Annotated in this window: 24 protein-coding genes; 3 read left to right on the forward strand and 21 right to left on the reverse strand. The window is 40.6% G+C overall.

Features of this window, described 5'->3' with window-relative positions; genetic code table 11:
• The first annotated feature begins 170 nt into the window (after nucleotides 1–170).
• Complete coding sequence (locus ACYVD3_RS08430) at nucleotides 171–440, forward strand: phosphopantetheine-binding protein (protein ID WP_460642070.1); 270 nt, start codon at nucleotides 171–173, stop codon at nucleotides 438–440.
• 66 nt (nucleotides 441–506) lie between these two features.
• Nucleotides 507–1,361: an AAA family ATPase gene (locus tag ACYVD3_RS08435; RefSeq protein WP_460642071.1), complete on the forward strand. Its 855-nt coding sequence runs from the start codon at nucleotides 507–509 to the stop codon at nucleotides 1,359–1,361.
• A gap of 378 nt (nucleotides 1,362–1,739) precedes the next feature.
• On the opposite strand, the gene ACYVD3_RS08440 is transcribed toward ACYVD3_RS08435, so the two are convergent.
• The 7 genes from ACYVD3_RS08440 to ACYVD3_RS08470 all read right to left on the reverse strand — a co-directional run bounded on the left by ACYVD3_RS08440 (nucleotide 1,740) and on the right by ACYVD3_RS08470 (nucleotide 5,755).
• Entirely contained in the window at nucleotides 1,740–3,071 is a 1,332-nt protein-coding gene (locus ACYVD3_RS08440) for an ISL3 family transposase (RefSeq protein ID WP_460642181.1), read from the reverse strand.
• Nucleotides 3,052–3,498, reverse strand: a complete 447-nt coding sequence (locus ACYVD3_RS08445) for a transposase family protein (protein ID WP_460642072.1) — start codon at nucleotides 3,496–3,498, stop codon at nucleotides 3,052–3,054. The genes ACYVD3_RS08440 and ACYVD3_RS08445 overlap by 20 nt, the downstream gene beginning before the upstream one ends.
• Before the next feature lie 48 nt (nucleotides 3,499–3,546).
• Nucleotides 3,547–4,206, reverse strand: a complete 660-nt coding sequence (locus tag ACYVD3_RS08450) for a branched-chain amino acid ABC transporter permease (RefSeq protein WP_460642073.1) — start codon at nucleotides 4,204–4,206, stop codon at nucleotides 3,547–3,549.
• Nucleotides 4,207–4,217: 11 nt separating this feature from the next.
• Nucleotides 4,218–4,370, reverse strand: a complete 153-nt coding sequence (locus ACYVD3_RS08455; protein WP_460642074.1) for a hypothetical protein — start codon at nucleotides 4,368–4,370, stop codon at nucleotides 4,218–4,220.
• Nucleotides 4,371–4,419: 49 nt separating this feature from the next.
• Nucleotides 4,420–4,716 carry an ABC transporter permease subunit gene (locus tag ACYVD3_RS08460; RefSeq protein ID WP_460642075.1) on the reverse strand — a complete coding sequence of 99 codons (297 nt, stop codon included), beginning with the start codon at nucleotides 4,714–4,716 and terminating at the stop codon, nucleotides 4,420–4,422.
• A complete protein-coding gene (locus tag ACYVD3_RS08465) occupies nucleotides 4,704–5,108 on the reverse strand; it encodes an ABC transporter permease subunit (protein WP_460642076.1) in 405 nt (134 codons plus the stop codon). The genes ACYVD3_RS08460 and ACYVD3_RS08465 overlap by 13 nt, the downstream gene beginning before the upstream one ends.
• 188 nt (nucleotides 5,109–5,296) lie before the next feature.
• Complete coding sequence (locus ACYVD3_RS08470) at nucleotides 5,297–5,755, reverse strand: ABC transporter substrate-binding protein (protein WP_460642077.1); 459 nt, start codon at nucleotides 5,753–5,755, stop codon at nucleotides 5,297–5,299.
• 113 nt (nucleotides 5,756–5,868) lie between these two features.
• On the opposite strand from ACYVD3_RS08470, the gene ACYVD3_RS08475 reads away from it, so the two are divergent.
• On the forward strand, nucleotides 5,869–6,045 hold the full coding sequence (locus tag ACYVD3_RS08475; protein ID WP_460642078.1) for a hypothetical protein: 177 nt from the start codon (nucleotides 5,869–5,871) through the stop codon (nucleotides 6,043–6,045).
• A 151-nt stretch (nucleotides 6,046–6,196) separates the two neighbouring features.
• Here the strand turns inward: ACYVD3_RS08475 and ACYVD3_RS08480 are convergent, their stop codons facing one another.
• The 14 genes from ACYVD3_RS08480 to ACYVD3_RS08545 all read right to left on the reverse strand — a co-directional run bounded on the left by ACYVD3_RS08480 (nucleotide 6,197) and on the right by ACYVD3_RS08545 (nucleotide 20,054).
• On the reverse strand, nucleotides 6,197–6,364 hold the full coding sequence (locus tag ACYVD3_RS08480) for a hypothetical protein (RefSeq protein WP_460642079.1): 168 nt from the start codon (nucleotides 6,362–6,364) through the stop codon (nucleotides 6,197–6,199).
• Nucleotides 6,365–6,404: 40 nt separating this feature from the next.
• Nucleotides 6,405–7,397 carry an IS110 family RNA-guided transposase gene (locus ACYVD3_RS08485; RefSeq protein ID WP_460642080.1) on the reverse strand — a complete coding sequence of 331 codons (993 nt, stop codon included), beginning with the start codon at nucleotides 7,395–7,397 and terminating at the stop codon, nucleotides 6,405–6,407.
• A gap of 220 nt (nucleotides 7,398–7,617) precedes the next feature.
• A complete protein-coding gene (locus tag ACYVD3_RS08490; RefSeq protein WP_460642081.1) occupies nucleotides 7,618–8,919 on the reverse strand; it encodes a GHKL domain-containing protein in 1,302 nt (433 codons plus the stop codon).
• 3 nt (nucleotides 8,920–8,922) lie between these two features.
• Nucleotides 8,923–9,636, reverse strand: a complete 714-nt coding sequence (locus ACYVD3_RS08495) for a LytR/AlgR family response regulator transcription factor (RefSeq protein WP_460642082.1) — start codon at nucleotides 9,634–9,636, stop codon at nucleotides 8,923–8,925.
• An 893-nt stretch (nucleotides 9,637–10,529) separates the two neighbouring features.
• The gene (locus ACYVD3_RS08500; protein WP_460642083.1) at nucleotides 10,530–12,056 is read right to left on the reverse strand and encodes a hypothetical protein; all 1,527 of its coding nucleotides are present in this window, start codon (nucleotides 12,054–12,056) and stop codon (nucleotides 10,530–10,532) included.
• 644 nt (nucleotides 12,057–12,700) lie between these two features.
• Nucleotides 12,701–13,660: a Gfo/Idh/MocA family protein gene (locus ACYVD3_RS08505; protein ID WP_460642084.1), complete on the reverse strand. Its 960-nt coding sequence runs from the start codon at nucleotides 13,658–13,660 to the stop codon at nucleotides 12,701–12,703.
• Nucleotides 13,661–13,860: 200 nt separating this feature from the next.
• The gene (locus ACYVD3_RS08510) at nucleotides 13,861–14,481 is read right to left on the reverse strand and encodes an HD domain-containing protein (protein ID WP_460642085.1); all 621 of its coding nucleotides are present in this window, start codon (nucleotides 14,479–14,481) and stop codon (nucleotides 13,861–13,863) included.
• A gap of 173 nt (nucleotides 14,482–14,654) precedes the next feature.
• Nucleotides 14,655–15,668, reverse strand: a complete 1,014-nt coding sequence (locus ACYVD3_RS08515; protein WP_460642086.1) for a serine hydrolase domain-containing protein — start codon at nucleotides 15,666–15,668, stop codon at nucleotides 14,655–14,657.
• Nucleotides 15,649–16,575, reverse strand: a complete 927-nt coding sequence (gene murQ / locus ACYVD3_RS08520) for an N-acetylmuramic acid 6-phosphate etherase (protein ID WP_460642087.1) — start codon at nucleotides 16,573–16,575, stop codon at nucleotides 15,649–15,651. The genes ACYVD3_RS08515 and murQ overlap by 20 nt, the downstream gene beginning before the upstream one ends.
• Nucleotides 16,576–16,594: 19 nt before the next feature.
• Complete coding sequence (locus ACYVD3_RS08525; RefSeq protein ID WP_460642088.1) at nucleotides 16,595–17,449, reverse strand: MurR/RpiR family transcriptional regulator; 855 nt, start codon at nucleotides 17,447–17,449, stop codon at nucleotides 16,595–16,597.
• A 25-nt stretch (nucleotides 17,450–17,474) separates the two neighbouring features.
• A complete protein-coding gene (locus ACYVD3_RS08530; protein ID WP_460642089.1) occupies nucleotides 17,475–17,948 on the reverse strand; it encodes a PTS system mannose/fructose/N-acetylgalactosamine-transporter subunit IIB in 474 nt (157 codons plus the stop codon).
• A 23-nt stretch (nucleotides 17,949–17,971) separates the two neighbouring features.
• On the reverse strand, nucleotides 17,972–18,397 hold the full coding sequence (locus ACYVD3_RS08535; protein ID WP_460642090.1) for a PTS sugar transporter subunit IIA domain-containing protein: 426 nt from the start codon (nucleotides 18,395–18,397) through the stop codon (nucleotides 17,972–17,974).
• A 36-nt stretch (nucleotides 18,398–18,433) separates the two neighbouring features.
• Nucleotides 18,434–19,273 carry a PTS system mannose/fructose/sorbose family transporter subunit IID gene (locus ACYVD3_RS08540; RefSeq protein WP_460642091.1) on the reverse strand — a complete coding sequence of 280 codons (840 nt, stop codon included), beginning with the start codon at nucleotides 19,271–19,273 and terminating at the stop codon, nucleotides 18,434–18,436.
• The gene (locus tag ACYVD3_RS08545) at nucleotides 19,266–20,054 is read right to left on the reverse strand and encodes a PTS mannose/fructose/sorbose/N-acetylgalactosamine transporter subunit IIC (RefSeq protein ID WP_460642092.1); all 789 of its coding nucleotides are present in this window, start codon (nucleotides 20,052–20,054) and stop codon (nucleotides 19,266–19,268) included. The genes ACYVD3_RS08540 and ACYVD3_RS08545 overlap by 8 nt, the downstream gene beginning before the upstream one ends.
• Nucleotides 20,055–20,063 lie beyond the last annotated feature (9 nt).

The raw sequence follows: 20,063 nt of genomic DNA on the forward strand, positions 1-20,063 counted from the left end.
AGATTAGACGCTTACTGTTGACTTTATAATCTTGATATCTTATACTGTAGAATATTTATATTTTGTAGTAAAGTGACAAATCATATCAGATTTTACATCGGAAAATCAAAAAAGTGAATACATCTAAAGGGTCCTGGTATTTATAACTATTTAAGAGGAAGGTAGTCAATATGGATGAGACAATCGAAATTAAGATCCGAGAAATTGTACATAAAAATATCGATACAGAAATACCTATTGAGCAAATTTGCGATACAGATAATTTGTATGATTTAGGAATGAACTCATTTAACCTGATAAAAGTTGTTGTGGCGCTTGAATCGACATATGGATTCGAGTTTCCCGATGAGGATCTTGATAAAGAAAAATTTAAAGCCATAGATAACTTTATCGATTATGTTCAAAGCAAAATAGATGTAGCCACGCCCAATCAAAGTTAATAGATATGATAATTTGTAGAAAGGAAAAGTATGACAATTAGATAATTAATGCTCATACAAATTAAGATGATTTATTTAGATTACTTTACATTCCCTAATGAAGAAACGGAAACAGACTTTTTTTTATCTTTGAAAAGAACATGTTATGATTCATATTATCCTTTTAGAGTACTGTCACAACACCGTCTTGGAAGAATAGATTTTGAACCCATTACTATTTTATATGGTGGAAATGGGTGTGGGAAATCTACAGCATTAAATGTCATTGCAGAAAAAACTGGAATTTCGCGAGATTCAGTGTTTAATAAATCTAATTTTTATCCCAATTATTTAAGGCTGTGTAGCATGCGGCTAAAAACTAAATTGCCTACCGACAGCAGGATAATCACAAGTGATGATGTGTTTGATTATATGTTAAATATCAGAAATTTAAACGAAGGAATTGATACAAAACGAGAAACGCTGTTTGATGAATATTTAGAAGCTAAATACGCTAAATTTCAAATGCGGTCTATGGCTGATTATGACAAGCTCAAAAAAGTAAATAGTTCTAGAAATAAAACACAGTCTCGGTTTATCAGAAGTGAATTAATTGATAATGTAAAGGAATATTCAAATGGGGAAAGTGCCTATATGTATTTTACCGAGAAAATAGGTGAAAATGCTCTGTATGTCTTGGATGAGCCTGAGAATAGTCTTTCTCCGAACCGACAAATGGAGTTAATGCGTTTTATCGAAAATGGCGCGCGCTTTTTTGGATGTCAATTTATTATTTCCACACATTCGCCATTTCTATTAGCTATGCATGGAGCAAAAATTTATGACTTTGATGAAACACCTGTTGATATAAAAAAGTGGACCGAATTAGAAAATGTGCGGATATATTATAACTTCTTTAAAGAGCATAGTGAAAAATTTTAAGGTGAATTAAAGATTACGGAAGAGGGGATAAATAGACTAGTTTGACATAATACAAATAACGATTATCAGGCTTATATCCGTATTCTCTTGCTACTGCAGAATCCATCGAACTGAAAAGCTTTTTTCTAAAAGCAAAGAATTTATTGTTTTAAATAACTCAAACTTCGCACATAGATTTTAACTATGCACCTTGCTACGAAGTATTTATTTTCGTAGCAAGGTGCATATATACTTATTCAAGGATAAGGTATAATTAATTTCGCAAATTTAATTTCATAAAAAATAGAGATCTATTCAAGTGCGATGTTTGAGTAAATAAAATGATGGGTTCTTTTTACTTTATAAGAAATGTAAGTGCTTCAAAGGTTCTTTCCATAGTTAGTTGATTTGATAAAAGTGTTCATTTAGAAGAAGTTTTGCTTTGAGCAGTAAAAAACTATTTCTTCCATACATTATCCTTTTAGCTAACTTTATTTTATTTACGCTTCCCTCTGCTAATCCATTATTATATTTATGATCAATACCATTTTTTACGGCAATCAAATCCTTTTTCAATCCTACTATGTAGCTCTCCAGCTCATCCACTTGTAAAGTAGAAGCTGTTTCTATCCATGCATCCAGTTCACTGCTTTTCTGTGAGAATACAATTCTATGAAATTCTTTTAGTAGGGTGTATAATTTACCCAATATCGGATATTTTTTTAATGCCGCTTCATACTGATCCTGTGTTAAACCTTTTACATCTTCCAATTCACGATAAATTAGTTGGCACATAAATTTACGAGGAATATATTCTACTGGTTCAGTAAACTGCTTTTCTACTCTTTGACGATGAGTTCGCTCCTTTTGCATAAATACACGCAATGATGCCAATGTTCCGGTATATCCTTTCTCTGTAATATATTCATGAATTTTCGAATAAGTAAATCCTTTTGATCGCATTTCAATTACTGTTTGTTCATAAGGAGCGAGTTTCCCGGGCAGTCTGAGATCATAGTGACCATTATTTAGTAAGCAGTTATCTTTTAAATAATTGGTTACGGTCTTCCATGTATGCCCGGTCAGTCTGCTGATTTCATCTGCGGTATGTCCCTGAGAATATAATTTTCGAACTTCCTCTATGGCAGCCTTCTTTTTTTCCATTTGCTGAATATGTTTTCGTTCCATGACATTTTCTTGTAACTCTGGAATTTCATCTTCCGGAATTGCCAAGTATCTGTTAATGGTTGTTGTAGCTGAATGTAAAAGTAAGGCAATATCATTGACAGTATAACCCTCTGACCGTTTCTTCCTCGCAAAACGTATTCTCTCTGAACGATTTCTTGTATTATAAAGTGCCTGCATTTGTGCATTTTGTGTTATGGTTGATGGAATAACTAATCTAGATGGAAATAAACGACGCATATATTTTTCTGCAACTTCAGATAGATTTTTTAAAAGGTGAAATCTATCACTGATTTGTAAGGCACGGGGATGTGAATTTGTTGCTGCTGAAGAATAGGTTTGTGCTCCATCACGTGAAATAACTTGCAGGTTAGGATAGGTTCTTAACCATTTTTCAACATTTTTTGTTTCCCTAGAGTCTATGATATCAATAATTCTATGACTTTCTAAATCAACCATTACTGTTCCATATGTGTATCGTTTTCGGAAAGCAAAATCATCCACACAGACCTTAGTTATAAGGGATTTATCCACAATGGCTGGCATTTTTTTTAAGCAGGTCACAGATGCTGCTTTTGCTTGTTTTAATTCTGCTTGATTTCAATAATGCTGCCGCCCTGACGGAACTTAATTTAGTTGAAGTAATTAAAATTTTATTAATTAACCGTTTTGTCTTTTTAGCGTTAGGAGTAATAAAGTCAAACCGTTCTGAAAATGTTTTATGACAGCATTGAGGATTATCACAAAACATTTTTCTTACACTAAGCAGAAGAATTGTTTGTTTATCCTGCAAGGAAATATCTTGAATTTCTCGCTGATAAATAGAATGAACTTTAAATGATGAATTTCCGCAATATGGGCAATTCACTGCTTTTTTCACAGAATGAACTTCCATAATTATTTTATCACTTTTTATTCTACAATCTGAACATTCTAAATTCGTATCCAATTCTTTAATAAGTACTTGTTCCATATATACCACCATCCTATATGGGGATTTTACCAATTTATCACATTAATATCAACTAATATCGGAAAGAACCACTTTATAATAGGTCACATTGATTCCTGATACAGACGCCGCTATGTAATCTTCCCGAATGGCTTTCACTGCTCTGCCAAAACGGCTGCGTACGTACATGTACATGACGGTGATGCAGATCACCATGATCCAGAAGCTCCAGTAGAAGTTGGAAAGCTTCAAAATGCCGCTCATGGTCTTTCCGCCGCCGGTAATAGAAAGATTGCAGAAAAGAACCCGGATGATCTCTGCAAAAGCAGTGGTCACAATGGCGAGATAATCTCCTCTTAAACGGAGAGCCGGTATTCCAACCAGGAACCCCGTTATACCGGCAGCAATTCCTCCCGCAAGAAGAGCGATCAGGAATAAGGCAATATCCGGAAGTCCTTTTCCGGCAAGTCCATTGGACACAATGGCCGAGGCATATGCACCCACGGATACAAAGCCCGCATGGCCAAGGGAAAATTCCCCCATGCAGCCCACCACCAGATTTAAGGAAGCCACCATAATGACCGTATAGCAGGCAGTGGTACTGATTCCCTTGATATACTGGGTGGACCTGACAAAAGCATTGTTCTCGAAAAGCAGGACAAACAGGAAAAAAACTGCCAGAACACCAAGGAAATTAATGAAATAGGAAACTTTAAACCGCTTTTCCATGATTCACCCCCTTACACTTTCTCGCCCACATTCTTGCCAAGAATGCCGGACGGTATCACCAGAAGAATCACAATGAGAATGGCATAGGTAATCGCTTCATACCAGCCTGGTGCAAAAAGCCTTACATAAATCTCAATTAAGCCAACCAGGATTCCTCCAAGCATTGCTCCCGGTATGACTCCGATTCCTCCAAGGACAGCGGCAATAAAGGCCTTAAAGTCCCATCATGGAACCCATATCATTGGTGACACGGGGATATTTTGTACAGTACATAAGGGCTGCAACTGCCACCAATGCAGAACCGATGGCAAAGGTCATGGTAATTACTTTATTGACATTGATCCCCGCAAGGATGGAAGCATCACGGTCCTGGGGAACTGCCCGCATGGCCTTCCCCATCTTGGTATTCTTTATAAATATCTGAAGGCCTGCCATCATAACCAGCCCGATACTGATGGTTAAAATAACATTCAGGGGAAGATTCACTCCCAGCACGTTTACAGAAGGCAAATCAAATATCTTCTGGACATTATGAGGCTTTGCACCAAAAAAACCATGGCCAGATTTTCAAGAAATAGACTCATGGCAAGTGCTGTAATAAGAGCTGACATGGAGCCTGCCTTGCGAACCGGCTTATAGGCGATCACCTCAACCAGAACCCCCACCCCCCCGCATATGACCACCCCAAGGAAAACGGAGATCCATGCAGGCATTCCTGCATGGATCATCAAAGGAATGGAATAAAATAATGTATAAGCTCCAATCATGATAAAATCGCCATGAGCAAAGTTAATCATGCGGATGATTCCGTACACCATGGTATAGCCAAGTGCAATCAAAGCATAGATAGCGCCCTGGTTCAGTCCGTTTATCAGGCTTTGAAAGAATAATGAAAATGTCATAGGATCTTCCTTTCTCAAAAGGAAAATGTGCACCAAAGACCTCTCAAGCCTTTATGCACATCTCCCTATCATTTTGTATCCTAATGAATCAAGCAGATATGCTTGCATATCCAGTTGATTCATAAACTCAAGGTTGAATGAAGCTTTTCTTTCAGCCTTTCAGACCCTCCTGTAAGATTTATGCTGCTTTATTCCTTTGTTCCTTCCGGTGAAAGAATCATAAGCCATTTCACCTTGCCGGCCTCAAAGGTATTGATCGCTACAGATTTCTCCGGATCGCCGTTTTCATCCATAGTAAAGGTTCCTCCCACACCTGTAAAAGTAATTCCCGTCATCCACTTAACCAGGGAAGCCGAGTCAGATGCACCGCCGTTTTTGGCAGCTTCCACCAGCATGTAAATGGCATCATAGTAAAGAGCCGCACATTCATTTAAGTTTTCCGTACCGTACTTTTCTGTATATTTTGATACAAAATTGACTACAGCCGGAACGGTATCTTCTGAAGAATAATGGTTGGTAAAATAGCAGTTTTCAAACTTATCTTCAAAGCCTGCCGTATCCGTTCCATCCCAGCCGTCGCCACCCATAACGGCTCCAACAATAAACCACGCTATTAAGGTGTTTTTAAGGTGCTCTTGAACAGCCACCTATCATTCCTATTGTCCATTTCTGCTGTTTTTGAGACTTATTATTAGTGATTTCTTGTATCGACTTCCTACAATAATTTCGGTATCCTATGTTCTCAAAGGAGGAAAACATTATGACCGAACAGGAATTACTGGATATGATTATTCAGGAACGAATCAATATGCTAATTGATAGATTCCATAAAAACCAGCCTGAGAAAACTGTGAAGAAACATGAAAAAATTCTACAAGCTGAGCTTTTTATTGAAAATTTACCAAACAAAGAAAAAGCTGATAGAAAATTTAATTGACACTCTTATAGACCAATTCGCTTTAGAAGAAGCTTTTCTGTATCAGGATGGATTTATGGATGGTATGAGGGTTATAAAATTTATTTAACAATTATAGAAAAAGTACCTCCGAATCAGAGAACCTTATTTACATTGATTCGGAGGTTACAAATTAATCTATAATTACCATATCACCTTTAATCCCATTAACTAAATTGTAAATTATAACTTTAAAATCTGTACCCCACTTTATAATACAATCATCATATCCACCATAAAAGTTACCGGTTTTTGATAGAAATAGATTCATATTTTCTCTTTCCATCTCACCAATTACCAATAAACTTTCATTTAAAAACTCTTCATATTCCTCTATAATGTCATTGTCTGGAGCTTTGTTCTCTGCCTTTTCCGGCAGAGCTGAATTTTACAGGTGCTACCCCCGCATACCTTGCCAGCTTATCTGCGTTTGAAAATCTGCGGATGTCACCGATTTCTGCAAGCAGCTTGCCTGCTACATAAGTTCCGATTCCGGGCATACTGGTTAGTTTGCAGTCAAAGCTTAACAGCACTTTTTCAATTTCTTTATCTAATTGAGCCAAAGTCTCTTTTTGATGCTCCAGATCAAGCACAAGACTTCCGGTGATAAAATCTCTGGAAGCCTGAAAATCACGGGTGGTATTTCCGTCTGCTTTGACACACTCCAGAATGAATTCCGCTTTGTTGAGTTTAAAAATCTTTGATATTTCTCGTAATTCTTCTGTCAATTCCTCTGCTAATTTGCCCTGTAAGTGGGCAGGAGAGGGATATGTTTTCCAGAAATACAATGCAGATTTTCCATCTATTTCACTAAAAAACTTTTGGTAGCTTGGGTATGCGAGGGATACCTGCTCATGGAGTCCGTTTTTAAACCGGGTGCCATCCTTGATTAATAAATCTCTGCGGTTTACCAGTTGGCATAAGGTCCAATGGTTATCCGTTGGCTTTGCATCCGGCAGGGTATGAAGCTGGTTAATTAAAACCGTTGCCACTGCATGGGCATCATACTCATCATTTTTACTGAGCATTGGAGCACTTTTTCTCTGGTCATAGGCCAGGGCAGGATTGATGTCCTTTACCTCATAGCCTTTTTCAAGCAGCCACACTGCCAATGATCTGCCGTAGCCGTAGGCATTTTCAAGCCCATAAACAGGTTTGAGTGCTAACTGATTTGCTTTTCTATTTACCTTTTCTGCCAGCTTTTTGAATTCGCTGGGCTTGTTTTCAATTTCAATCACGTCTAATTTTTCATTCCAGCAGTTAATTAACACTGCGGTATGGCTTCTTTTGTGGAGGTCAATCCCCACATATAGGTAGTTTTCTCTTCTCTGCACTTGTCCTCCTGATCTTGTTTCCACCAAATCAGCTTCCGTACCGGCAACCTCAGATGACAGCGTTAACTCTTTTAAAATATAATTTAAAAATCCAGAATTCCCGGCATAAGTTTAATGCTTTCATCAGTGCCCCAAGTGCAATAAAAAAAGGCAAAATGACATCCGGTTTATATTCCAATGTCATTCTGTCCTTACTACCATCGTTTTTTATTAAATTTATCTATATATCATCATACAATATGGTTTCCATGGAAAATATGTCTTCTTTCCAGTCCAGTACCACATGCCCATGATATTTTTTTGCAATCTTCTTCATAGAGTAAATCCCCCAGCCATGAAACGCGTCTTCTTTCCGGCTTACCAGCCTGCGTTCTTTATTTTGCTTTATTTTTCCCTGATACCGGTTTTTAACTAAAATATACATATATCCTTTTTCATACGTTATCTCTATCCAAATCTCTCCCTTACCCTTTTCCACTTGTTCTGAAGCCTCTACTGCATTATCAAAGGCATTTCCCAGCAGTACCCCCAGATCTTCATCTTTTATCTTCATTATCCGTGGTACTTCCAGCTTTGTATGTAAAAGAATCCCTTTTTTACACGTTTTTTCCCACACATGATTCACCATGGCATCTATTATCAAATTTCCGGTTCTTGACTTCAATTGCCCTACACTCACGGATTGGCCGATTAACTCCTCTAAAGTCACTAATAATTTTTCTTTTTGACCTGATTTCGCAAGTTCCTGTAAATAAATCAATCGCTGTTTCATATCGTGCTTCATTTCCTGGATTTCTGCCGTTGCTGCTGATTCTAAATCACGCTGCCTTCCATAATACTCCAACTGTTTTATATACATATTGATATTTCTTTTTATCTGGATAGCTTTCACTAATCTTAAATAAATGGAATACATGGATAAGTTCATAACCGTTAATATCAATGCTGCCATTAATAGCCAGCCAAAGGAATCAGATCCTTTACTTTCCGTTGTTTCAACCAACATATAAAATACAGGATACAGGAACATTCCAGATAACAGAAATATAGCTAAATAAGCTCCTCCGCCATAGGGGACTCTTCCGCATCCATGGAGGTTCATGAACTGGCGGATTCCCATTACCATTATAAGCATCAATATTTTTGCAAAAATGGAGTTAAACATAAATGACGTATTTTGCCCATTATTTAAATATACATAAGAAGCTTCTGCTAACCCCTCCAAAAGCATCCACATCATCATGAATATCAGGGGAAGCAGACACCGTCTCCATAATATCCCTTCATAGGAGATAAAACTAACTGACAAAATTGCCGTTAATGTCAGGATCAGGTTTATTAGGGGATGGAAAAAGACCATTTCCGTATTAATACAAATCTTCCATAGAAAAAAAAAGAGCCAGCCGACCATCCCCATATATCCACTCTTTTTTACGAGAAAAATATCCAGATATACTTTTAATAACAGTGCAGAATATAACGACATGCTTACGCCTGTAAATATCATTTTAACTGCATTCATTTTTTACCTCTTTTTAAATTGTCTCAGTTTTTCATCCACCGCATTTTTATACGTCCTGCTTAAAGGCAAAATGATTCCTTTCGGCATTTCTATCTCTTCATAGCCTATGCGGATAATATGCTGGTAATTTACCGGATAAGACTTATGTACCCGTAAAAATCTCCCTTTGCTTTGTATCAGACTTTTTTCTATCTCATTCAACGCTCTATATTCTTTTAAACGGCCATCCTGCAAGATAATTTCTGCCACCCGAAGCTTGCTTTCAAAATACAAAATATCACATATTGCCACCTTATAATCCGACTTCATATACCGGAAACGGTAATACGCATCCTGCTCCTCTACAAGCTTTAATGCATAATAAAAGGTTTCTTCAAATTCATTTTTTTCTATGGGTTTCGTAATAAATCCAATTGGAGCTACCCGGAAGGTCTCTTTCATGCATCTGTCATAACATGTCACATATACCATCTGTACCGTACGGTCTATTTCACGTATTTTATATGCAGCTTCCAGACCATCCATATATCTCATTCGAACATCCAGGTAAATAATATCATATCGCTTTCCTTTTTCCACTGCCTTAACCAGGTCTTCGCCGTCTTCATAACATTCCACGTCTACCTGAATGCCCGCACTCTTCCCAAGTTCATACAAACATTCTTCCAAATCTCTAAGCAAGTAACGCTCATCATCACAAACAGCTATCTCAATCACAATCATTTTCCCCTATAAATATAGCTTTCCAATCCCCGTTCTGTCATATCAGTCATTTCTTAATATATCAGGGACTGGAAGCAAAACAAATTTTTCTGAAACTTATTCATTAATTCTTTTTTTATAAATTCGTTCCTTTCTATTTTCATAAATTTCAACAAGCTTTGTCCTTTTCATGCCCCCTTTGGCTTTCATTTTTCTGATTCCAAAGGCTCTTCGCGCCACAGAATATTGCATTACATTTTTCCTGTTTTATGAGGTCATTCAATATTCATTTAAAACCCAAAAAGAACCATATCATACCATTCTTTTAATCTTCTCTCCATATTCTCTTCCTCCTTCACATCCATTTCTGATTCTTAATTAAGAATATCACCCAGGCAAATATACTTATTGACGCTACAATTCCAAGAACAATTGATATACAAAGGAATCATACTTTAAAATCAAGAACATCAAACAAGTAAGGCTTACATTTTTAGAATAAAAATAACTACTTTTTTTCCATTTTAAAGTATAATACATTTTTCGTTACATCCCCCCACTATGTGATTAATAGCCGTTTATATGTATTTAATAACTATTTTTTATTCTCTTTTTTTAATCTTCTGGCTCTCATTCTTAATCTCTTTTTCAATATACCTGGCAGTAACTCAATGACTTTTTAAAGATATCTCCTCAGATCATTCTTGAGAAATATACCATAAAATTTTAGTCGGCAGAATGGATTTCCCTCCAATTCTGCCGACTAAAGTTAAAATTACATTCCCTTTTATATCACTTCTTCCTATCATTAATCCGTTATTACATCTGGTCTAATATTCTACATGCAATGAATGGTCTCATTCCGGATCCACGGCGGAACAGTATGTGCATTTTTCTTATGATTTCTATTACGTGATAGGAACAATCAATTTCTCAGCCTCAGGCTTTTCCAATGCTTCAACCGGCATGATCCCTATAAAATTGGTGGATATACCCAACAATGAGGAAATCTCACCGCCAAGCTGCCTGATGTACCATTTGTCCTTATATTGTACTGCATCAAAACAGAAGCAATACTTATTCCCCTCAAGTTCAAAGACGACAACACAGCCTTCCAGGCTGTCAGCACCGCAAACCTTTGTCTGCCTGGCTTTGGTGTCCAAGAAGCCTTCCGAACCATATACCTCTGATAGTACTTCCGGAGGGATGTACCCCAGGATTTTCATGGACTTTAAATCCAATTGATTCAACAGTTCTATTAGTACTGAAGAAATATTTTCATCAGAAATATCTTCATCATCCAATAAAGTGGATTTCCGGAAATACCCTTCATTTATAATACAAACAGCAGAAGATTGTTTTGCTATATCCTGTACAATTTGTTTTTTTCTGCTTTGGATATTGAAGCCTCTTGAAAAATCATTTACAGCAGGCAGATTGAATTCCTGATGCATAAAAGCATACCCATGGACACTTTCTAAACTGGACTGTAAATCGTAATGATCCACATAGCTTTCTATAGAGAACGTACTTATCATCTGGTCTAATTCATTAGCCTTAAAACCTTCCAGATAGGCTTTTGCAGCCTTTTGCGGAGAATCAAATCCTTCGGATTCAAAAATAATTTCCGTAGGTTCCTTTGCATCAGGTCTTTCTGTTCCGGATTCCAATAGGTCCTTTGACGAGTCGACTATCAATTGCTTAACAACCTGCCATCCTTCCTGGTCCAGCAACGCAGTTCCGGCCATCTCCCTATCTATATCTGCCATATTAGTCAAAAAACCACCTAATTCCAGATTAAACCATCGGCCATCGAATTCTATCACATCAAATAAAAGGATGTACTTATTATCTCCCAATTCAATGACGGCCACGCAGCTTTCCATATTGTCACCGCCATACTTTTCCGCCCGCTTGACCATATTTTTTTGATGTGTCTCAGATCCATATGTGTCTTCGAGTGATTCCGGAGGTATAAATCCCTGCAATTTCATAGTTCCTAAATCCACTGCCTTCATCTGCCCCGTCAGCTTCTTCATAAACTGTTTCACATCCCCATCTTCTTTTAATTGTATGTAACCACCGGGGCTCAACTCCAACTGGCAGAGGACTGTGTATTGGCGCAGAATATCATCTAAATAATTTTCTTCCGCAAAGGTGTCTGCCATGCGTTTAAAATCACTGGCCTTAAGCCCATCCAGGTAGGCTTTAACAGCACTTTCCGCCGAAGCAAATCCGTCAGGCTCTGTGGTTTGGGCGGTCTGCAGGCCTGTGGATTCTACTACCTCAGACATATCTGACTGTATTTCAAATGTTTCCCGATGTTCTGTCTGTGGTTCTGATTCTTCCTGGAAAGAGCAGGCAGAAATATATACCAGCATTAAAAGAGCTTCTATTATTACCAAAATACGTTTACTTTTTTGTATTATTTTCATTTATTCCTCCATTTAACTCCATCATTTCATTTCGATCATGACAGCAATCATATTTTTCCAAAATGAAAAGCACTCTTCCCTTATATTAAAATCAACCCTAATTAACAGCAACAAATATTCGTTCTATAAAAACTAAAAACTTTCGCCATAACCAAAAAATAATAAATTAAATACTTCTTAATTTTTTTAACTCCAAAATAACCGCCCCCATTGTTTTTTTTCATTATACTACAGTTTTCGCCGATTTACCCCACTATGTAATTAGTAGCGGTTTATATGTAATTTTGTAAAAGACCTTTTGCAGTAACCCAATACCTCCAATAAAAAAAGGCAAAATGACATCCGGTTTATATCCCAATGCCATTTTGTCTTTAACACCTTTAGAGGCACGTCATGGCATTCCACTTTCTCTTTCAATTTTTAAAGGAATAACCCGGCGTAAATCACTATCATGGGGCAGATTTTTTGTCCACACTCTCAATGATCTTTCCCGGCGCAAGCTTCCCTTTCTCCGTATCCCGGCAGGAAATCCGCTTGTATGATGCAGCCGGTACTCCACAATAACACCATGATCTCTTGGCTAAAAGTGTCGCAGCTGCAAAAAGAATCTGATATTCATCCGATTCCAGCTGTCCCCAATTCTATCATTCCCCTCTCCCCTGCTGCCGGTCCAAGGATCCCACCACCTGATCCACAAGCTCACAACAGCGCATTGTTCTTTCACCAGTCATAACCGGGCTCTCCGTCAGCTCCTGTCTGATGCACTCTTCCGCATGTGCCGCCTCATATTTCATTTCAAAATCAACCGGATTCTCAATCAGCTCAACTCCCTGGCCAGTATGTATTTCGCAGCGGTCCGCCTTCCAATATTCATTGGTTTTTATAAACCCATTTTCGAAATAAAATACTGCAAAACTTTCCGCCGGTCCCCGCATGGAAATACGGCTGTTGATCAGCACCTCATCCATTTTTATATTAAAACTGACAGAGTCCTGAACTCCGGTTTTACCTCTGGTCCCCAGGGCCTGCACGATTACATCGGCAGGCTCCAGCAGATAATCGAGATATTCAAAGGTATAAGAAGCGCTGCCGTAAACAACTCCCCCCTGATCCTTCTCATGCATCCATGAAGCCTTGGGGCTTTGAAAGGATGCACTCATATCCACCTGATGGAGTTTTCCCAGCATCCCAGAATCAATATATGATTTAATCAGAACGGTGACAGGAAGAAAAAGGCTCTTCTGCATTTCCATGACAAACAGCCCTTTTTCCTTTGCCAATCGAAAAATTTCTTCCGCCTGCCATTTCGACAGCGTAAACGGTTTCTCGCAGAGCACGTGCTTGCCGTTATTCAAAGCCTGCTTCATTTCATAAAAATGCTCCCGGTTTATGGTGGCAATATACACAGCCGAAATTTGCGGATCCTGATAAAGTTCCTCATAAGAGCCATAAGCCTTCTCAATGTTGTTTTCCTCACAGAATGCCCTTGCCCTATCCAATGACCTTGATGCAACCGCAGTCACCGATCCCCCATTAGCCCTCACCCCGCTGATAAATCGTTTCCCAATTGCAGCCGTTGATATAATTCCATAATTTATTTTCATAGTAAGCCTCTGTAAATTTATTGATTTCCGTAACCTTTCTTTAATTATAATACAATAATAATCATTTGCCTATTTCCGAATGATATTTGCAAAGAGAATATTTTACTACAACAGCCTCCCAATTCAATCGGCCATGTTTTCTTCTGAATGGAATTAATGATTCATTTTATTACAAGAGACTAAACAGAGGTAATTTAATCTCACATATTCCGCATTTTCTTCTGAAATTCCCTGACCACTTTTGTTTCATCTTCCAGAATACTTCCGCCCCTTCCGACCCGGTCGCAAAGTCCCAAAAGTGCAACGTCACTAATATCTGTTTCCCGCTTCATACCGGCAATATCCCCAAAAGGAAGCCCGCCTGTCACATACAGAACGTGCATATGATACCGGACCAGTTTTGCAACCGCTCTGATCCATGACTCATCACCGGAAAAACAGGATAAAAAATCCACTGCCAACTGTTCTCCCTCTGAATCATGATTATATGCAGTGATTTTTCCTTTCCGGTTTTTCGTCACTCCCGGTTTGCCGATATCATGAAGCAAAGCCGCCCACATCAAGGTTCGGGCATCCTTACTCTCCATTCTCCGTTTCGCTGCCTCATCCACTACCATTATGGTATGATTCCATACACTCCCTTCCGGATGATATCGTTTTGACTGTGGGGTTTCCTTCATCCTGCCAAGCATGGAAAACGGATAATCAGAAAACCACGGTTCGCTGCTAATTTGTTCAAGATATTCCGATGGACGTTCATCATGATACAAGTGATATTCTATCTGTCGGAACAACTCTTCTAGATTATTTTTATTTGCCATAACATCTGCCTTTCTGTTTTTTGAATGCCAGTGTATGATTCAATTTACACTAGATATCTATTATTTCAAATATTTACTGAAATAAACAAAATTCTTATTTTCGGCTGCTGATAAAAACATTCCTGACAAATGGAAAGGGCGGCTCTTTGCGAAAGAGCCGCCCTCAAATTTTCTTAGTTCCTAAAAGCCATATTCAGATAAACTTCATTCATCTTCTTTCTCATCCTTAAGAACTCCTCATTATTCCTGCTGGGATGAATCCTGTTGGTCAGCAGAATAAATCCTTTTCTATTCTTTAAATCCATCAATACAGAAGTTCCCGTAAAACCAGTATGATAAAGGGTATCCTTTCCATACTCCTTGCTCCAGCCCAGAGTGCGTCCAAATCTTATGGTGCTGCAAAGCGTTTCAAACATCTCTTCACTAAATAAAAGTCGGGAATGTTCCAGATACGCCTTAACAAACTCCGCCACATCCTCCAATGTGGAGAACAAACCAGCGCTGCCGCATTGGCCCAGCAGGTAAGCCTTGGTATCGTGGACTTCTCCGCAGATACAGCCTCTTTGCTCTGTACATTCCGTTGGAATGCAGCGGTCCCTGCCGCCCTGAAAGAAATAGGAGGTATCCGCCATCCCAAGAGGACGGAAGATGTGCTCCTGATAGGTCTCCTCAAGAGTTGTATTATCCACACGCTCAATGATCTTTCCCAGCAGGATAAACCCCACATCTGAATAAAGGAACCCTTCTCCTGCTTCCCTTTCCCTTGGCGTGGTGTAAAGATATTCCAGAAGATTTTCCCGGCTCCAGCTTTCCTTGTTCCGTATCTCGGCAGGAAGCCCGCTTGTATGAAGCAGCAGGTGTTCCACCGTGACATCCGGATAGGAAAAACGTTCCAGTATCTCCTTCACCGGAGTGGAAAGGCTTATGACTCCTTTTTCCACCAACTGAAGGGCCCGGGTAGCTGTCCCAATGACCTTTGTCAGGGAAGCAAGGTCGTAATACATACCTGCTTCCACCTTCTGATCACTATAGGGCGTCATTACCCCCTGCTTTCCGGCGTATTTTAAGCGGATCCCCTGTTCACTGACAAAGCCGTAACTGACTCCCCAGATCACCTGATCCCTGACAAGCTGCTCCGCCATTTTTTCCAGAATCAATTCATGTTCATCATTCCAGGCTCTTTCCATCTGTATAAACTCCGTTTTCCACAGCCCCAATGGCTTTCCTAACCTGACCGCCGGACTCTAAAAGGGCTTCTTGGGCCTGGTCTCTTCTGCAGCCGCATTCGATCATCACAATGGCAGCGGCCACATCCTTATCTGCTTCATAAAGCACTTTGAGAGCCAGTTCCTCTTCTGCATCCGTTATTTCCTTGATCATCTGAACGGCCCGCTTCATAAGTTTTTCATTGGTGGGCTGCATATGGACCATATAATTCCGGTAGACCTTTCCAAGCCTTACCATGGCAGCGGTGGAAAGCATATTGACAACCATTTTCTGAGCGGTCCCTGCCTTCATTCTTGTGGATCCGTTGATTACCTCCGATCCTACTACCGGGGCAATGGATATATCCGCGATCTTTGCCATAGCGCTGGCCTGATTACAGGTGATTGAAATGGTAAAGGCCCCTGTTTGTTTTCCAAATTCCAGAGCCGCCATTGTATAGGGAGTCCTTCCGCTGGCTGCGATGCCGATCACACAGTCATCTGCCGTAAGCTTTACCCGCTTTAAGTCCTCTACTGCCAGTTCTTCTGAATCTTCCGCGCCCTCTACCGCCGTATACATAGCCTCTTCCCCGCCTGCAAGAAGACCAAAAGCCCTGTCAGGGGATACGCTGTAAGTAGGAGTCAGTTCCACTGCATCCAGTGTACCCATCCGGCCGGAAGACCCTGCGCCGCAGTAAATGATCCGGCCGCCTTTTTTAAAGCGGTCCACGATGGCATCCACTGCTTCCGCGATCTGGGGAAGCACCTTTTCTATGGCTTCCGCCACTTTTTTGTCTTCATTATTTATTAATGTAACGATTTCCAATGATTCCAGCCTGTCAATGTTCAGGGTGGATTCATTGGTTGATTCCGTTGTTAGTTTTTCCATATTGACCATAAAACTTCCTCTATTTCTTTATTTTCAGCCCTTCCACCAGTTTTCTGGTCTTGATCAGCTCCACTTCATAATGCTCTAAATTCTCCTGGATCACTCCCATGTACAAAAGATCCGCCATCATGATGGAGGTATGAAGAGAGGTAAACGCACCAATCCGCATGACCTTTTCGTTGTCCGGCACATGGAGACATATATCTGCAATATCCTGAATAGGGGAATCTCCTCTACGGGTGATTGCTATGACCGATGCTCCCTGTTTTCCTGCAGTCTTGCAGGCGTAAAGGACCTCCTGGGACTGCCCGCTGTAGGAAAATGCGATCACCACATCCCGTTTGTCAATATAATTAAAAAATTCCACCATCATATTGATATCCTGGTAAAAAGCCGCATTGATGTCGGCCCGCTTCAGTTTATGAAACAGATCATAAGCAGGCAGTGAAGAGCTTCCGATCCCCACCAGATAAATGCGCCGGGCTTTCTTTACTTTGTTGATTGCCTTTTTTAGCGCATCCTTATCCAACTGATAGAAAAAGTCCTGGAAAGCCGCATCCACCAGGGCATCCATTTTTCGGCACAAAGTGTCCAGATCATCTTCCCTGGAAATAATGGGATCCACCATATCTTCCTTATCACTTTGGGCATCGGTTGCAGCAAGTGCCAGCTTAAAACCCTCCAAACCCTCAAAACCAAGCTTCTGAACATAACGAATCACAGAGGCGGAGGATACCCCGCTTTTTCCTGCAATATCCACTGCCGTCATTCCAAGACAGTTTTTGGTGTCTGACAATACAAAATCCGAGATTTTCTTTTCTCCCTTGCTCATTTCATTGTATTGTTCTCTTATTTTTAACCTAACTGATTCCATTCCGCCTCTTCTCCATCCACTTATTTTACAGCATATTCAAAATGGACTGGTCCGACTCATTGGGCAGCATCTGAGCCGTAACACTCACTCCCAGCCCTACCACTTCCCGGATATCCTTTTCATCTGCTTCCGTCAGATTCACCGACTTTTTAATGGGCCGGCTTCCTTCTCTTTTTGCCACGTTTCCCACATTAAAGGCCTTGATGGGAACCTGAGAACGGACCAGTGATGCCATATCCGCCACGTTTTTGGTTATGAGAAATACCTTCTCTCCTTCATAGGCCTTTTCTGCAAACTTTTCAGCAGCCCGTTTCAAAGACAGAATGGATAACTTCACTCCCGCAGGCTTTGCCATCTTAAGGCCTGCAATAATCATTTCATCCTTTACCGCCTCATCGTTGACCACCATGATCCGGGTCGCTCCTACGGTATTGGTCCAAACCATAGCCACCTGACCATGGATCAGCCTCTCATCTACTCTCGCGTGCACAATTGCCATGGATCGTTCTCCTTTTCTTGTCCCTATTCTTCCAGTTCACATGCTTCATCTGATGGTTGAAAATACACCATATGCTGTTTTCCCATCTCCATGGAGGCATCCAAAAGCTGCCTGATATCTGAAATCATTGCTCTGGACAGGTAGGCATGGAGGACCAGAGGAAGGCTGATGCCTCCCACCACCTCCATATTCTCATGGATACCGGACATTTTCAGTCTGGAAGCCACATTAAAGGGAGAGCCTCCCGTAAGATCCGCAAGCACTGCCACTGATTCACAGTCCTTCAGACGCCGGATCGCCTCTGTCAGATTTTCTGCCAGAACTTCCGTGGAATCCTCCGCTTTAAAATCAACAGCTTCATAATATTCTGTCTCTCCGGCCAGCAGCTTCAGCCCGCTGGTCAAACCGGAGGCATATTCACCATGACCGGTTACTATGATTCCAATCATACCACTATTTCCTTTCCTGTTTCAACTTCCATTTTTCTAAAATAAACCGGCTGCAAAGGTCAGCATAGACTGCAGGTTGCCAAGCACTATGCCTAAAACAATGAGGATAAAAATTAATTTTGTGGAATCCACCTTCTTCTTTCCCAGAAGCCAGTATGAGAACGCCACGATTCCCAGGGGAAGCAGAGAAGGCATGATTTTGTCCAGCATATCCTGCAATGCAAAGGTCACTTCTCCCATGGTAAACTGCAGATCTGTACGGTATTTGATCACAGAAGGGATCAGCGCTCCCACCACAGTCAGCCCCAGGATACTGGCCGCCTCTGTAATAGGAGATATTTTATCCGCAAATCCTGTTGCAAGCTTTCGCCCGGACTGGTAGCCGATGCAGGTAAATTTATAACGTATCCACAAAACTCCGGCACATGCCATGAGAGGTATAATAAGTCCAACGGGATTCCCCTGCATGGCAATATAAGATGCAATGGAGAACACGATGGCCCGGTAGATCGCAATGAACAGGGTATCGCCAACTCCCGCAAACGGGCCCATAAGTCCGGTCTTTAAACCGGTAATAGCCTCTTCTGCTTCAATTCCCAGTTCTTCCTCCAAAGCCATATCGGCACCAATGATCAGATGAGACATTGCCGGAGTGGTGTTAAAGTAACCAAGGTGCATCTTCAATGCCCGCTTCATCCTCTCAGGATCCCCGGAATACAGCCGTTTTAAAACCGGCATGATGACATAAGCATAACCAAGCCCCTGCATTTTTTCATAATTCCAGCCAAATTGCAAAGTGAATAAATTACGCAGATATACTTTTCTGATATCGCTTTTTTCCAATTTCCCGTTTCCTGTCTGGTTTTTATCAGCCATCGATTTCTACCTCCTCTTCATCCAAAGTCTGCACTGCTGCCCGGTCCCTCACTCTTGTAAGATGAAGTGCGGCCAGAGCCAGGCCCACCAATGCAGCCGCCATAACGGTAAAGGTTCCGCCTCCAAAGGCAATCAGCACAAAGCCGAAGATAAAATATGGATAATATTTTTTAATGGGCAGATAACGCATCAGGATAGCCATACCCATTGCAGGAAGAATGGCGCCTGCGGTTTTAAGTCCTGTCATGAACCAGGCCGGTATAACAGCATTTACTCCGGTTACCACTGCCTCTCCAAAGCACAGTCCCAATGCAACCGGAATCACCCTTGAAAGGACCCAGGGCAGCAGTCCTAAAAGATTTGCCCGTTCCACTCCCTTGTAATCTGCCTTCTCCGCACAACGGTCCGCGTAATGCTGAAAGAAAGAGTTGGTCATCCTTCCCAGAATATCCATCTGAGTCAGCAAAAGCCCGATGGGAATCGCCAGACCGATTCCGTATTCTGCCCCCTGTCCGGAAATGATTGCATAAGCGGTCCCCATGATCGCTCCTGATAAATAGTCCGGAACCGTGGCACCTCCATAAGTAGCAACTCCCAATGTCATCAACTGCAAAGTTGCACCAACCACCAGTCCTGTCTGTAAATCTCCCAATAACGCCCCCGTAATAACAGCCGCAAACAACGGGGTATACAATCCGCATTGAATGGAAATCTGATCCACCACAGCAATCACGGTATACAGAATCAATCCAATGACAACCAGCATAGAAATTCCCTGCATGGTCTACCT

Source organism: Lacrimispora brassicae (assembly GCF_054772055.1).

Coding starts and splice junctions, on each gene's coding strand:
- ACYVD3_RS08430 (WP_460642070.1), top strand. CDS start 171: ATGGATGAGACAATCGAAATTAAGATCCGAGAAATTGTACATAAAAAT.
- ACYVD3_RS08435 (WP_460642071.1), top strand. CDS start 507: ATGATTTATTTAGATTACTTTACATTCCCTAATGAAGAAACGGAAACA.
- ACYVD3_RS08440 (WP_460642181.1), bottom strand. CDS start 3,071: ATGCCAGCCATTGTGGATAAATCCCTTATAACTAAGGTCTGTGTGGAT.
- ACYVD3_RS08445 (WP_460642072.1), bottom strand. CDS start 3,498: ATGGAACAAGTACTTATTAAAGAATTGGATACGAATTTAGAATGTTCA.
- ACYVD3_RS08450 (WP_460642073.1), bottom strand. CDS start 4,206: ATGGAAAAGCGGTTTAAAGTTTCCTATTTCATTAATTTCCTTGGTGTT.
- ACYVD3_RS08455 (WP_460642074.1), bottom strand. CDS start 4,370: ATGCTTGGAGGAATCCTGGTTGGCTTAATTGAGATTTATGTAAGGCTT.
- ACYVD3_RS08465 (WP_460642076.1), bottom strand. CDS start 5,108: ATGACATTTTCATTATTCTTTCAAAGCCTGATAAACGGACTGAACCAG.
- ACYVD3_RS08475 (WP_460642078.1), top strand. CDS start 5,869: ATGACCGAACAGGAATTACTGGATATGATTATTCAGGAACGAATCAAT.
- ACYVD3_RS08490 (WP_460642081.1), bottom strand. CDS start 8,919: ATGAATGCAGTTAAAATGATATTTACAGGCGTAAGCATGTCGTTATAT.
- ACYVD3_RS08500 (WP_460642083.1), bottom strand. CDS start 12,056: ATGAAAATAATACAAAAAAGTAAACGTATTTTGGTAATAATAGAAGCT.
- ACYVD3_RS08505 (WP_460642084.1), bottom strand. CDS start 13,660: ATGAAAATAAATTATGGAATTATATCAACGGCTGCAATTGGGAAACGA.
- ACYVD3_RS08510 (WP_460642085.1), bottom strand. CDS start 14,481: ATGGCAAATAAAAATAATCTAGAAGAGTTGTTCCGACAGATAGAATAT.
- ACYVD3_RS08515 (WP_460642086.1), bottom strand. CDS start 15,668: ATGGAAAGAGCCTGGAATGATGAACATGAATTGATTCTGGAAAAAATG.
- murQ (WP_460642087.1), bottom strand. CDS start 16,575: ATGGAAAAACTAACAACGGAATCAACCAATGAATCCACCCTGAACATT.
- ACYVD3_RS08525 (WP_460642088.1), bottom strand. CDS start 17,449: ATGGAATCAGTTAGGTTAAAAATAAGAGAACAATACAATGAAATGAGC.
- ACYVD3_RS08530 (WP_460642089.1), bottom strand. CDS start 17,948: ATGGCAATTGTGCACGCGAGAGTAGATGAGAGGCTGATCCATGGTCAG.
- ACYVD3_RS08535 (WP_460642090.1), bottom strand. CDS start 18,397: ATGATTGGAATCATAGTAACCGGTCATGGTGAATATGCCTCCGGTTTG.
- ACYVD3_RS08540 (WP_460642091.1), bottom strand. CDS start 19,273: ATGGCTGATAAAAACCAGACAGGAAACGGGAAATTGGAAAAAAGCGAT.
- ACYVD3_RS08545 (WP_460642092.1), bottom strand. CDS start 20,054: ATGCAGGGAATTTCTATGCTGGTTGTCATTGGATTGATTCTGTATACC.